This is a genomic window from Bradyrhizobium sp. Ses1 (assembly GCF_059512365.1).
This window is the reverse complement of record NZ_JCAMOQ010000038.1, coordinates 52,908-66,323: the sequence shown is the minus strand read 5'-3', so window position 1 is coordinate 66,323 and position 13,416 is coordinate 52,908. Positions and strand designations below refer to the sequence as shown.

Genomic DNA, 13,416 nt, shown 5'->3' with positions numbered 1-13,416 from the left:
CTTTGCGGTCTTCAAGTTGATGATCAACTCGAACTTGGTCGGCCGCTCGACCGGCAGGTCGGCAGGCTTCGCACCCTTGAAAATCTTATCGACGAAGACAGCGGTGCGACGCAGGGCGCATCAGCGCACCGGCATTTCGTTCTCGATCCAGGCGGTCAACGAAGCGTGCTTGGGCGACCAATCCAGCTCCGCCCGCGCGCGCCTGCCACGCACCCGGCTGTTCGAGCCCAGCGAATAGACGGCGTGGCCGAAGCCCAGCGCGGCGATGGCGTCGTCGATCGGCCAGGGCTGCGGCGCGCCGAGACCGAGGCGCCGGGCGATCGCCGCTGCGGCCTCGGCGAAGGAGGCCTCGCCGTTCTCGACATAGTAGAAGGCACCGGCCGGGGCGCGGGCCAGCGCCAGCGCGTAGAGCTCGGCCATGTCCTCGACATGCGCGTTCGACCAGATGTTCCGGCCGCGCCCGACATGGCGGACGATGCCGGTCTGCTGCGCCTGCGCGACCAGGGTCGGGATCTGCACGCTGTCGGGGTGCAGCCCCCGACCGGTGCCGTAGATCAGGCTGTTGCACAGGACGACGGACCGTAAACCGCCGCCGGCGGCGCCGATGATCAGCCGGTCGATGGCGACCCGCGCCGCCTTGCCCGGCACCGGCACAATCGGCGTGTCCTCGTCATAGATCCGGTCCGAGGCCCAGTCGCCGCGGGCGTCGTCGGCCACCACGCTGGTGCCGCTCGTGTGCAGGAACGGCTTGCCGCTGCCGGCGAGGGCTTCAAGGAAGGCGTCGACCGCGGACCGATCGTCGGAGCTGGCGGCATTGATCACCGCATCCGCCGACTTCGCCTCCTGCGCCAGCAGCGCAGTGTCCGAGAGATCGCCGAGCACCGGCTCGATGCCGAGCGCCTGCAGCCGCGCCGCCTTCTCCGGCGACCGCACCAGGCCGCGGATCCGATGGCCCGATGCCTTCAACCGGAGGGCGACGGTGCCGCCGATAAAGCCGCTGGCGCCGGTCAGGAAGATGTTCATGCCTGTTGCTCCCTACATGCCCCCAGTCCGGTGCAAGACCGGAAGGGCTGATAATTCGGCTTCCCGGTCGCGTGAGCGCGCCGATTGTTGCCATCTCTTCCGATGAAAGCTCAAAGTCGAAGATCGCGGCGTTGTTCCCGATGCGATCGATCTTGGTGCTCCGCGACAGCGCCACCACCACACCGCCATGCGCGCAGTAACGCCGCAAAGAACAGCGTGCTCGATATGTGGCGAACTTTAGATTCACGTGACTAGACGCACGCGGGATCGAAGGACCGCGCCCCTCCCCGCATTAGGCGTCAAAGCAATTTTAGTCGGCGAACTGACTTCATCCCGGGTTTGGCGCCGGCCCGTGACGAATTGAGTCATGTTGCCTTCCGAAGGACGTCTGTCAGCCGCGCTTGCACGAGCGCCTTTCAACGTCTCAGAAACAGGCCGAGCCCGTTGCTGTTGAGATATTGGATCGTCAGTTCGTGTGCCGGCTCGTTACCACTCCGTTCGAATGTGATCGACGACAGTGAACCATCCGGTTCGTTCTCGCTGGAGGGGCTCACCGAAAACACGTCACCGTTCCAGTGTGTCAGCACGTATGGCGTGCCCGAAAGTCCGATCTTCAGCTCCAGATGGCCATTCACCTGAAAGATCTCGGCATTGCCGAAATAGGAGCTGGCATAGGTACCGACATAGGATGAAAGCTTTGCCGGTGGCGCTGGAGTGGTGGAGGGCGATTTGCCGACGAGATCGCCTATCGGCGCCATGAGCCCCGCCATCGCCACGCTATAGACAGCAAACCAATCCCGCGTGATCATGCCGAACTGGACAAGATCCGTGAAGGAGGCGCCGAGTGCCTCCGCTGCACCGCCCGGTCCCGCGTTCGTCAGCACGACGATGCCAACCCCGGCCGACGGGATTATTGCGTAATGGGTCCCGGCCCCCATCGCGAAGGCACCGGAATGACTAATCATCGTGCGGCCTGCCGGTGTGATTCCAACGCCGAATCCGTACCCGTAGAAGCTAGGCCTTGCGTCGACCGCGGAGGAGTGGCTCGAAATGACCTCGGCCGTCACGGCCGGAAGCAGCGCATCTGCTGGAATGATCTGCCGACCTTCGAATTTGCCGTTTTGCAGCACCATCGCCACCCAGCGGGCGAGATCATTTGCCGACGAACTGACGCCGCCGGCCGGCGACTGCGGGTCGGGCAGACGTTGATACTTCGGCTGAAAGCCGGCGCCGACCTTCACATGCCCAAAAGCGCGATTCGATCGCCTTTCGAAATCAGCGAAGCGTGAGCTAGTCGCGGTCATGCCGAGCGGCTTGTAAAGGACATCTTCGGAAAGGTTTTCCCAGCCCTTGCCCGATGCGGCAGCCACAGCCTCCGCCGCCGCCGTCAGGCCGAAATTTGTATAGGCGTAAGTATCGCGGAAGCCGTGGAGCGGCAGCAGACGTAGGCGTTCCAGCACGGTTCGTCGGTCATAGCCGAGATCTTCCAGATCATCGCCGGCGTGCTCCGGCAAGCCCGAGCGGTGGCTGAACATATCGGCAATCGTGACATGCTGCGTAACCCAGGGATCACCGAGCTTAAACCAGGGCAAGCGCGCGACGAGAGGCGTTTCCCAGTTGATGATGCCCGCGCCGACTTGATGAGCCACCACGCTGGCCGCAAGGGATTTCGAAAGGGAAGCGATCTGAAACACGGTATCTGCGTCGATCGGCTGGCTCTCGGTGATTTTTCTGACGCCAAAACCCTTCGCGTAGACCGTTTTGCCATCTCGCACCACCGCCACCGCCATGCCCGGCACACCGCTCCTCTTCATGACGTCGCTCGCGAGCGCGTCGAGGCCAGCGATAGCCTTGTCGATCTGGTCCTCGGATATGGGCACGCCGGCGATCTGAGGCGGTGATGTGTCGGCAAGGCTTGGTATCGGCGCGGCAGCCCAAATAAGACATAAGGCAACTAACTTGGCGGCAATTACGCTCCTGCCCGGGCAAAATACCGCAATCGACTCTGGCAAGGACATGATGCGGCACTCCCCTGTTGCAACGCCCCATTGAAATGAACAGCGGCCGTTGTGGCCATGATACCGCTCCAGCCTAGTCAACCTCTCCGGCAAGACAACCCATAATTGCTGACCGCATTCGATGTGCCAAATGGCTTGTGCGAGGTCGGTTCTGACCGCCAAGCGGAAATCTCTCGTGACCCTGGCTGATACGCCGACGAGGTGATCGAAGCCGAGATCAACCCCAGTCAGAATGTCTCTTCCTGGGCCCAAAGCTGCTGATTTGACTTGGTCGGCATTCGCTTCGGCTGCTGGAGGGACACCGCTCGCCCGTAGCACTTTGGCCGTCCCATCTTGCGGAAACCGGACTTAGAGCCGTGGTACGCAAGGCAAAACCCGTTGAAGCTGTCGCTTATATGCGTACCAGCAGCGCCGCAAACGTTGGCGAGGGCAAGGACAGCGAGCGCCGCCAAAGGCTAGCCATCGCAGGCTATGCTAGAGTGGCGGGTTACGAGATCGTTGATTGGTTTTACGATGCCGCTGTTAGGGGCGCCGATCCGGTCACGGCTCGTCCTGGCTTCTCAGCTATGCTCGATCGGATCGCCAGCAACGGCGTCCGCACAATCATCGTTGAAAGCCCAGATCGCTTCGCCCGCGACTTGGCCGTACAGCTCGCCGGCCATGACTACTTGAAGCGGCTGGGTGTGATGCTGGTTCCCGCCAGCGCCCCGGACTTCTTCGTCGAGGATACGCCCACAGCCGTGCTCGTCCGGCAGGTTCTGGGCGCCATAGCGCAATTCGACAAAGCGACAACGGTCGCGAAGTTACGGGCGGCGCGAGACCGCAAGCGGAAAGAGGTCGGCAAGGTCGAGGGCCGCAAGACCTATGCCGAGAAGGAGCCCGAGCTGGTGAGCTGCGCCCGCGAGCTGAGCGAGCAGCGCCCGCGGCTATCGTTGCGCCAGATTTCCGCCGCGCTTGCATCGAAGGGATTCACAACGCCGCACGGCAAAGCCTATTCGGCCTCGGCTGTGGCGTCGATGCTGGATAGCCTCCCAGGCGGCGCGGCCAAGGGCGCAGAGCCGAAGCGTGGACGTCGACGGAAGCGAGTGTCTTGACCGCGCACGAGCCCTAATCTTTGGTCAGCAGCGGGATGGCCACAATTTGAGTCGGACAAGATCGACCACACCTCGTTTGCGAGCGCGATTAGCAACAGGCTGGGGTAGCTCACGGATCAAGTTCCTGTGGCCGGCTTTACGTCGGCAAATTACCCAAATAAGTTCCGCCCGCGCGCTGGTGGCTTGAAATCCGCTAGTGCGTATCGAAGGCAGCAGAGGTAGAACGGCTTACGCCGGGTGGCTCCAAAAATAACCGCTAGTAGCAACACCGGGTCGCTCCCGGTGCGGTGGGAATATTGGGGGTCAGCACCTCTGCTGCTGAATTTCAACCACCCGGCACCAGCCGGGCTCAGCGCAGAGGGCTGAATTTGCGGATCTTGGTATTCTCCGTTCTCGTCGGGCTCGCCCCGACTCTTGGCGCGTGTGCTGGATCAATTGTCGGCGACGCCATCGCTGGTCCTGAAAAGCCCAGCAGGACGCCGCCTATTGCCAATCAATTGGCACCCAATTCGGAACGCCGGAATATTCGAATTGCCGGCTGATCCAGCAGCAAACCCGCGAAGCACGGCACGCAAGCAGGCTTGGAATTGCTGCGGCCGGAGCTGAGATTGCAGCGTCAACCGCCTCACCGCCGTCCACGACGCGCTGTCAGCGTCTCGGGCAAGAGGTCATCTGCAACACACGGTAACTACTTTGCGGATCGCTGGCGCGTAGACCGGTCCGCCGCTGGGTAGTTACTAGACTAGGAGGGCGACATGGCCCCCGGACTATTCACCTACAAACTTTTCGATACTAGCGAGGGCGAGCGCGCACTCTTCGGAATCGTCAACGCGGCGCACATCGGAGAGGCCCTGGAGAAGGCCTCAAGCTTAATGCGACACCATACCGCCTCGCGCGTGGAGATCGAGAGTACCAACCAGGCGCACTGTGGTGGCCTCGGGCACCTGAGCATGGTCGCCGAGCTTGCCGTTTCGAAATCAGCCCCGTGCTCCCGGGCGACCTCGGTGCGTGCTGAAGTGAGGCGAGGCCCTGATGAACGCGCGGTCCATATGTCTTCGCCCGAGCAGATCAGAAAGTTCGACTGAAAGCCGGCGTAGTGGTGGCGCTCTTGATCACTACCGCGTGCATTGGAAACCAGAGGCTAACTCGGAATTCTGGATCGCAAATGAGCCGCCGCTCTCTCCTCAGCCTCTTTGTCGTCTTAAATCTTGCCTGCTGAATAAGCTTATTTTCTTAGCGTGGCCAACCAAAAACGCGACCCCACCGCTCGTTGCCCGAGTGGAGCGGTGACTGACGACGGCGTCCCATCTGACTCGCTCATCAAAATGGCCGAGCCTTTCCTTCCCGTAGTGGCGCGCTCGTTGGCTTAGGACGCTTGCCTTACGAAGCTCAGTGAGGCTTCTGCATTCTTTTTGACGGCGAAGCTCCCATTCCTTGAGCACCCTTGCCAGACCCAGCTTTTCCGGGCGAGAGAAGCTCTGCGATGCAGGAGTCAAGTTCTTCGTCCGTCATGCTCTCGAACTCGCCCGGCTTACCGAGTTCCTTCCGGTCGATGAACATGCCCAATTCCTTGCCGAGCAGCTCCAGCGCGCGGTTCGCGACGCTTCCCTGGTACTGGTACTCGCCCTGCTCTTCCCCCTCTTTGCCACGCACCGGCCGGGCTTGCAGCGCACGCTCAACGTTCTCGATTAACTTATCTATGACCCACTCTTTGGTCAGCGCGAGCTTCTCCACGGCCTTCTCGGTGGCTTTCGCATCCACCCTTTCGCGCTTCTCAAGCAGCTCAGATACCCGGGTTTTAATGGGTTGCGTCCGGGCTAGAGCGGAGGCGTTGTGCCTATTGGCTTTGTAGCCTGCCTCTATGTACGCCTGGGCAGCCGAGCGTCCTTTCGCCAGCTCCTGGGCGACGCGCTCATGTTTGGGGTTCTTAAGGATTGGCATGGATCGTCACCGTAGTAGCCGTCGCAGTGGCAGCGTTTCCCGCGAGAAGACGTTACCGAAAACAGCTTTACAAATTTTCAAAGACTGGATCAGGTCCGCAGCCTCTATTTGCTTGCCCACGTGCACCACCCTACCCGTTTTTGGCACAGTTCGCGGATTACATTGTAGGCCCGATCGGTCCGCTTCGGCAGTTTGGGATCGAATAGCTCCCCAAATGCAAAGGATCACCCGGCCACGATGTCGGTGTCTGCCAACTTCGCATCACTGACATACAGGGTGTGGATTACCCCGTTTTTGAGAATTGGCTTCGCCGTGACCTTCAAGGGCAGATTGCGATCCAGTGCCGTTGTATAGACGTTGCTTGGCATCGCTAGTGCAGGGTCGGTGATCTTCCCTGAAACGATCCGATTATCGGGCACCAATTTCAAACGACAAGCGCCATTGGTCTTGAAGACGCCCTCAACGAAAACTTGGTGTTCAGTGGTGTCGCCGAGTTCAAGCGGCTCTCTTGCCCGCAATACCTCCGCCGCTGGCTCGTCAACCATCGGTCCAACCTGCGGCGAGCCTATCTGCAATTGGCGAACACTGTGGCCAACGGGAGCTGGTAGCTCGCGCAACGGCGTCCGGTTTTCGGCAACCAGCCGTTCAATCATACCTTGCATCCACGCCTTGTCCTGCATCTGGCCGGCGTGAACCTCTCGGCTAAACTCCATCTGCTGCGTAGCCAGGTCGTGAAGTTTATCCATAGCCATCCCGGCATCCGTTTTCCGACCAAGCGCGGTCTTGATCACTACGTCGAATATCCGTTCGACCAGGACGCTGCCAAGCTTCAGCAAGATCGGATGAAACATCGGCATTGCGCCGTTGTTCATCACCGCAATGATTTCCTGCAAAAGCCCGTTTTCTTTGCTTGGCCTGACGTAGAAATTGATCTTGTGCCTCTTCGGAGACGCAATTTCGGCGAAGAAAAGAAGGTGAACTATATCGTTGCCGATACGGGCGATGCTGGCTACCGATCTACCGAAGTGGTTGGCATCAACAAGATGACTGTCAGCAAAAAGGCCCGTGTACCTGATCGGTACAGGTTCAAACACTTGGTCGTCCATAATTTTCCCCTGCGAAATGAGCATTACACAATCGAGGAAAATTGCAACCGTCGCGGGAATTGACCCATTTTTCGTTCGACTGATGTCGAAAACGCCACTTTCGAAAGCAAGGGCGGTTCGACACCCGGATTCCGACGTGGTTTCGCTCTGGTGATCTGAGGGACTATCGACGCCGGCATCGGTATTCGGACGGCCAATACCTGATCCGGAATCTGTAACGGTCAATTCTTTGACGAGGCCAACGTGACAATACGGGCGACGGCATTTGCAATTCATTGTGGCCGCGGGGACGGTAATCAATGCCATCTTTTCCGCGTCTCGCGGTTCACTTAGGCCTAAAAATTCGACGGCCGCAGATTGCCTGCTGGTCAATTGTTCAAGGAATGCTTGGTGCATTGCTCCAATTGGCAAGGCCCGCATTTTCTTGATCATGCAAACCATGAAATGTGAAGCGCTAAGAATGGGAGCCCTTCATTAAGAAAGCGAATTGCTAATTGCGCATTGACCAATTCAATTCCTGTTCGCTCGGGATTCCAATGGCTCATGATTTCCCTATGGTCGGGATTGACCGTCAGTAGCTCCTCCGACGCCGGCGCAAGAACATGAGCAAGGTAAAGTCGTGTTGTCGATCTCAGTGAAGTAGATTTTCACGGCCATCCTTCCATTGCGGGTGACACCATTGATCGGATTAAGGTTCTTCGACTTTGTACCTACATAATGGAGTGGGTTCCGTCCCCCCCTTCTCCCCCGGGGTTATCCTATCCGGGCTGTGTTCGGCCCTGTTGATAGTTCTGCCCACGCTCGGCTCATCGCTGCTGCTGCGGTCCCCGCGTGGCGCTGCGGCACTACCAAGCTGTCATGAACCGGTAGCGCTGGTGTCCCGTCGGTGTTGAGAATCTTCAGCGCGCGCATCATGATGTCGGAGTCTCGGCGCATCAGGCGAATGCCTGCGTCGGAGCCGAAGGCGCCGGCAATAGGGTTGTGCTTGGCGCGGACAGCGAGAATGACCTCGGCGGCCCTCGTCCTGTCGTTCGGCACTGAGAAGCCCGCGGCCTGGCTGAGCGCGCCGATTGCGCCCTGCGTCGTCGCGGCATTGAGCGCGATATTCACGGCGAGTTTGACGTCGACGCGTTGCCATCCTGGGATCGCATATGGATCGCCCGCCGGCATCGGCGTGTTGGCCTCGTTGTAGAGCATGGACAAGTGCATCGCGCGAAAGTCGAGTTCGGCCGTCGTCATCCCGTTGATTGTGATACGCTTGCGCCACTCCTTCGGAATGTTTTGGTGCCAACCGTAGGCCCTTCCGCCGAGCTTGAACGAGCTGCGGGCGAAGATCCGCCGCACTGGATTGCCTAGCACCGGCCGGATGAAGCTTTGGGCCCTGTCGGCACCGGTGAAGACCATGTGTCGGCCTCGCCAGGCCACGCCGTCGACCTCGATTTTGATCGACGAGAGCATGTCATTGACCTCGCGCAGTTCTCCCCGCAGACGCGCGGTCATGGCGGTGTCTTGGTAGCCGGTGCTGTCACCGTTGGCGTCGCGCAGCACTATTGGATCACCGGGGCTATAGTGCAGCGCTTGCGGTCGACTTCGCCAAACGCCCATCAGCTCCTCCGTGGCCTCTAGCCAAGATTGCCAGCCGCGATTTCCGGGAGGAACGCGGTAGTCTCGAATTAGCCCAAGCCTTGCCGCTTCGGCTACGCTGCGCAAAACGCAGCGATAGCTCCAACCCGTGCCGTGATATCGGCCGACGCCGGCATAGAAGTCTTTGGATCGAGAATACGAGACCGCGCAGCCGTCCTCAGCAGCCAAGCATGCCTCGGTGAGCAGTGACTCGAGCGCGCGATCAGCCGGGTCTAACCCAAGCGCCTCGGATAATCCGCTCGAACGCCAGTGGAATCCAAGCGGCCGGTCACGCTCGGTCTGGCTGTCCCAATAATACGCCATCGCTGGCCCTCAGATTGCGGGGGCAGCTCACAGCGCGCTTGCTTTGTTTGCACACAAATGGCATGATCGAATCCTTCCAAAGATTTCGACGCCCAAGTTCCAACGCCTTCCGTTTGCCGCGGGAGGCGTTGCTCGTTGTGCTGCTCCAGTATGAGCGGCGGTGAATTCGGGAAAAAGGCGCCACCCCAACTCCTCTCGACGAGGAGGATCTCGGGATGAGCGGGGACGTCAGCCATTCGCGACCTCACGGCTGGCGACGAAACATCCGACCGCGTCAGAGCTGGCCGCCGCGCGCCACTCGGTATCCTCGAAGTAGCCGCCCGCCTCGATCTCGTTACGCTCGGTGTCGAGCCAGTGGCGCCTATTGAGCTTGCGGTCTTGTTCGAAGGGGCAGTTTCCGAAGGCGGCTCCGACGGTGATCAGTCGAAGCTGGACGGGGGTCAGCGCTGAACCCGCCGCGATACGGCAGGGTCGGTCGCTTTCGACGCGTTCGCGCCCCTCTGTATTTTCAGTGATTCCGGAAGCAGAACGGTGTTGAGCGCTACCCCTGCCCACTTGCGCAGTTTTTGGCCCTGCAAAGCTTCCGAGAACGCCGTGACGCTTGAGTGACTGGAACTCGGTCCTGCATACAGGGCGGGAGCAGACGACCTGGTTTCCCGCGTTGCGCTTCATGGTGCCTTCGCAGACCAGACACCTGGCCGCGAAAAACATCCGATAGCAGCCTCGACAGCAGAACGACGAGCGCATGTTCTCGGTCGGCTCGGCGAGCTTGGCGCGGCAACGGCGGCAGTATGTCCGGGCCTCGGTTACCGGCATGCCGCACCTGTCGTCTGTTCGGACAAGGCGAAAAAGCCGTTTGCAGGCAATGAAGGATTTTGAGGAGATTTGTCCGAACGGGCATTGAAAGTATTCAGCCGCCGAAAGGCTTCCAAGCTGAATACGAGGGTTCGATTCCCTTCACCCGCTCCATCGCTCAGCTCCAAAAATCACGATAAAACAACGCGTTGCATGTACTTTCGCATGCGGTCAAATCCGCAGGCGGCGTAGCTATTGGGCTTTCTGCAAACGGACCCGGAGCGGAAATCCTTGGTTCGACATTTGCCGCTTTGGCATAGCGCAGCACTCCATTTGCGATCATTTTTCCGAGGATCAGCTACGGGAGTGGATAAGCTACGGAGGCAAAAAATGAAGCGGTCGATTGCCTTGTCGGCATCGCTGATTGTTGGTTTCTCGGCTGCGAGCACCGGAAGCGCGAGCGCCGTAATTTACTGCCAATCCGTTGGCTATCCCGCCAATTGTGTCGTTCGGCCCGGCGTCATCGTCGCGCCAACCCGTGACCACCGCAGAATGCCACCAGCAATCAATGCCTACCCGAGCGGCATTTTAAGGCAGGACTTGTTCGACAGGAATAACCCGAACAACCTGCGATCCGATTGGCCCAGTCCACCCGCTCAACCGGCCCAGTTCTGAAAGCAGCGCCGCAGGGCCGTCGTGGCTGTACACGGCCCAGATCAGAAGCCGACATCCTCGTTCATGTAGAAGGTGTTGAGCATGGATATCCGAGGACGATCGGTCTTGATGGGCGGGCGGCCGTGCCAGCTCATCTTTGTCAGGGAGTGATAGGCTTTCAGGACCACGAACGCGTAGCCGAGGTTGGGCAGGAAGGGGATGGTTTTCACAGGCTCGAGGCAATAGGAGCCGACGTGAAACAGGCCTCTGAGCGAAGCCCGATAAAGCGTCGTGCCGAGCGCTTCCTGGCTGCTGTCGGCCGGGCAATAGAGCTGCATCGTCACAACCTTTTTGCGTGTGTCCGGATGCGGCTTGATCTGGTAGCCGTCCCTGTCCCAGTAGACCACCGGCTTCGCGACCAGCTTCAGATCGTCGGGGCGAGCCACCTTGTCGCCGCGAGCACGAATTTCGAGCCCGTCATGCAGTCTGTCCCGTACAGCATGCTCGACCTCCATCGAGGTCAACATGACCGATACCGCAGCCCATGCGGGTCGCAGTGACGGATCGATCTTCTCTACGTTCTCGCCATAGAGCCGCAGCGCCATGCGGGTGCCCGTGCCAGTGATCGGATCATATCCATCAGTGGGAATGCTCCGCACCAGATCCCGGTAAAAATCTGCGGGAAAGAAATCGCGGAAGACGATATGGGGGAAGGGTAAAGAGAAATGATCAGCAGTCTCGATGCTGGCAACCGCATGCGCGGTGAGCTCGTCGACCAGATCAGAAGGAGCTGTCTCCGCAAGTGCCACCATAAGGACACCTCAGAACACGCTTACACTTTAACTTGCTTGTTGAATTCCCGTCTTGCGGCCAAAACAAGGCGCGAGCGGCCATCGTGCACAAAAATGAAGGACGCGGCGGCTCAGAAAGGGTAGCCCGGCCACGACGATTTGTCGGATTCGGTCTGTCGCAGACGTCCTTCACCTGGCTATCCAGCAACGAGAGGTACCGATGCTCTACGCCATCCTCGCCTATCACGTCGAAACGGAAGTCATGTCCTGGACGCCGGAGGAAGATGCCGCACTGATGGTCGATCTGCACAAGGTCCATGACCGCTTGACCAAGGAAGGCCGCCTCGGGCCGGCGGCGCGGCTCGGCGAGACCGGGAAAGCCCGCACCTTGCGCGGTCCGGGCGCCGGCGTCGTGATCGACGGCCCCTTTGCCGAGACCAAGGAGCAACTGCTTGGTTTTTACGTCGTCGACTGCACCAGCGAGGACGCCGCAATCGAAGCCGCGCGCGACCTGCGTCGGGTGAATCCAACGGCCGTGTACGAGATCCGGCCGATCACGCTCTATCTTCCGGGCACAGCCTTTCCACTGACGGAGGCCGTTGACGACAGCGAACCCTCTTAGTCGCAGACCCCTCGCGCTCGCCGGACTGTATCGGACGGATACAGGCCAAATGCGGAGCGGTACAACGCTGCAAAACGGCCCATGTGAGTAAAACCCCACTTCAGTGCAACTTCGCTTACCGGAAGCAGGTTCTCTGGTCGCGATAGCTCATCGTGGATCGCCTCAAGTCGAATTCTTCGCAAATAGGCGACAGGCGTCGTGCCATGGATTCTACGAAATCCCGATTCTAGCGATCGGCTGCTAACACCAACCGTCCCAGCAATATCGGCTATCGTAAGCGGCAGATGAAGATTGGCGCGCATATACTCGATAGCCCGCCGAATGTAACGAGGAGGCACATCCAGTGGGTAGCGGCTCAACCGGTCGATCAGCCGATGGGGGACATTTTCAAGTATGAGCTGTATCGCAGCTTCTGACAGCAGAGCGCTGGCTTTCGGAGAGCGTGCCAGGATCCCGTCATACAAGCCAGTCGTGCTGGCACGAACAAGCTGAAAAAGGATCTGCCCGGCGCCGGTAGACAAATCGACCGTTGGTGTCAAATTGAGATCTTCCAGTGCTGTGCTCCCGAACGTCGCAGACAGCGCCTTTGTAACCATACCCGTATGCAACGTTAGCGTTACACTTGAGTATCTTCCATCGACCGCTTCGACCCTCTGCTCTTGCAACGTCGGAAGCGATACGATGGCGATTTCAGAGGGCGTTCGTTGCACGTTCTTTCCTGCAATGAGCATTTCGGCCTTGCCGGCATTCAGCAAGCTTATTGCAAGCTCTCCCAATGAATTCTCGTATGAATAGCGCCAATCCCAACCAGCAGAAAGTTCCGCCCTTACGACGTCAATTCCTGCTCCAACTGCAACATCCGCATGCCAACGAAATGATTTGCCAGGCCTCGGCGAGGAGCGGGCATTGATCCCGTGAGGTTGGAGTATTTCAAGCAACTCTTGAAACGAAGATCCTGATCGCGTGGGAGGTGCGGCGAGTACATCTTCGTTCATGCAAATCCTGACCATTGGACTTTTGCTGGACGCGAACCGATCTCACCCGCCAGACCGAGTATTCATCGTTCGGGGCGTCCGCCGGAGGCACAGACCCGCGTCACCACGCTAGCACAGCTTTGGCAAACTCAGGTCGAGGCCTCTTTCTATCAATTCTTTCTCTCAATATCCAATTGTCGAACGAAACATCCAGATCGCGCAACCGAGCCGCGAAAGATAAGATTTGATTTAATTCGTGGGGCCTCTATTCCGAAAAAGCGCCGATCCATTCCCGCGGCGCTCGTTGACGGCGGGCTCCGCCTGCGGGTGAACGTAGCAAGGCAAGCGTCGACGTTTGCTACGTCGGCCAGATCGCCGATCGCTTGCAGGATCACTCCGTGCACTAGCCAAAATCCGAATGCCTCCATCCAGAATGCGAAGGCATCCATGG

General features: G+C 59.4%; 12 protein-coding genes. 4 read left to right on the top strand and 8 right to left on the bottom strand.

What is annotated here, in order from left to right; all coding sequences use genetic code 11:
- Positions 1–120: 120 nt before the first annotated feature.
- Positions 121–1,023, bottom strand: coding sequence for an NAD-dependent epimerase/dehydratase family protein (locus AC5ZG5_RS32080; RefSeq protein ID WP_456645155.1), 903 nt, complete (start codon positions 1,021–1,023; stop codon positions 121–123).
- A 416-nt stretch (positions 1,024–1,439) separates the two neighbouring features.
- On the bottom strand, positions 1,440–3,203 hold the full coding sequence (locus AC5ZG5_RS32075) for a serine hydrolase (protein WP_456645156.1): 1,764 nt from the start codon (positions 3,201–3,203) through the stop codon (positions 1,440–1,442).
- 233 nt (positions 3,204–3,436) lie between these two features.
- Here AC5ZG5_RS32075 and AC5ZG5_RS32070 point away from each other — a divergent pair, with 233 nt between their 5' ends.
- Both AC5ZG5_RS32070 and AC5ZG5_RS32065 read left to right on the top strand, forming a co-directional pair.
- On the top strand, positions 3,437–4,135 hold the full coding sequence (locus AC5ZG5_RS32070) for a recombinase family protein (RefSeq protein WP_456645157.1): 699 nt from the start codon (positions 3,437–3,439) through the stop codon (positions 4,133–4,135).
- A 755-nt stretch (positions 4,136–4,890) separates the two neighbouring features.
- Complete coding sequence (locus tag AC5ZG5_RS32065; protein WP_456645158.1) at positions 4,891–5,220, top strand: hypothetical protein; 330 nt, start codon at positions 4,891–4,893, stop codon at positions 5,218–5,220.
- A 304-nt stretch (positions 5,221–5,524) separates the two neighbouring features.
- Here AC5ZG5_RS32065 and AC5ZG5_RS32060 read toward each other — a convergent pair whose 3' ends face one another.
- The 4 genes from AC5ZG5_RS32060 to AC5ZG5_RS32045 all read right to left on the bottom strand — a co-directional run bounded on the left by AC5ZG5_RS32060 (position 5,525) and on the right by AC5ZG5_RS32045 (position 9,945).
- Positions 5,525–6,076 carry a terminase small subunit gene (locus tag AC5ZG5_RS32060; protein WP_456645159.1) on the bottom strand — a complete coding sequence of 184 codons (552 nt, stop codon included), beginning with the start codon at positions 6,074–6,076 and terminating at the stop codon, positions 5,525–5,527.
- Between the two features lie 224 nt (positions 6,077–6,300).
- Complete coding sequence (locus tag AC5ZG5_RS32055) at positions 6,301–7,614, bottom strand: DUF7947 five-stranded beta-barrel domain-containing protein (protein ID WP_456645160.1); 1,314 nt, start codon at positions 7,612–7,614, stop codon at positions 6,301–6,303.
- A gap of 321 nt (positions 7,615–7,935) precedes the next feature.
- Positions 7,936–8,730, bottom strand: a complete 795-nt coding sequence (locus AC5ZG5_RS32050; protein ID WP_496165487.1) for a hypothetical protein — start codon at positions 8,728–8,730, stop codon at positions 7,936–7,938.
- Between the two features lie 627 nt (positions 8,731–9,357).
- The gene (locus AC5ZG5_RS32045) at positions 9,358–9,945 is read right to left on the bottom strand and encodes a hypothetical protein (protein WP_456645162.1); all 588 of its coding nucleotides are present in this window, start codon (positions 9,943–9,945) and stop codon (positions 9,358–9,360) included.
- A 369-nt stretch (positions 9,946–10,314) separates the two neighbouring features.
- Between AC5ZG5_RS32045 and AC5ZG5_RS32040 the strand changes: the two genes are divergently transcribed.
- Positions 10,315–10,599, top strand: a complete 285-nt coding sequence (locus AC5ZG5_RS32040; RefSeq protein ID WP_456645163.1) for a hypothetical protein — start codon at positions 10,315–10,317, stop codon at positions 10,597–10,599.
- Between the two features lie 41 nt (positions 10,600–10,640).
- Here the strand turns inward: AC5ZG5_RS32040 and AC5ZG5_RS32035 are convergent, their stop codons facing one another.
- Positions 10,641–11,390, bottom strand: a complete 750-nt coding sequence (locus AC5ZG5_RS32035) for a hypothetical protein (RefSeq protein ID WP_456645164.1) — start codon at positions 11,388–11,390, stop codon at positions 10,641–10,643.
- Positions 11,391–11,589: 199 nt separating this feature from the next.
- Between AC5ZG5_RS32035 and AC5ZG5_RS32030 the strand changes: the two genes are divergently transcribed.
- On the top strand, positions 11,590–11,991 hold the full coding sequence (locus tag AC5ZG5_RS32030; protein WP_456645165.1) for a YciI family protein: 402 nt from the start codon (positions 11,590–11,592) through the stop codon (positions 11,989–11,991).
- Here the strand turns inward: AC5ZG5_RS32030 and AC5ZG5_RS32025 are convergent.
- A complete protein-coding gene (locus tag AC5ZG5_RS32025) occupies positions 11,988–12,986 on the bottom strand; it encodes a helix-turn-helix transcriptional regulator (protein WP_456645166.1) in 999 nt (332 codons plus the stop codon). The two genes, AC5ZG5_RS32030 and AC5ZG5_RS32025, sit on opposite strands and share 4 nt — an antisense overlap.
- Between the last annotated feature and the right edge of the window lie 430 nt (positions 12,987–13,416).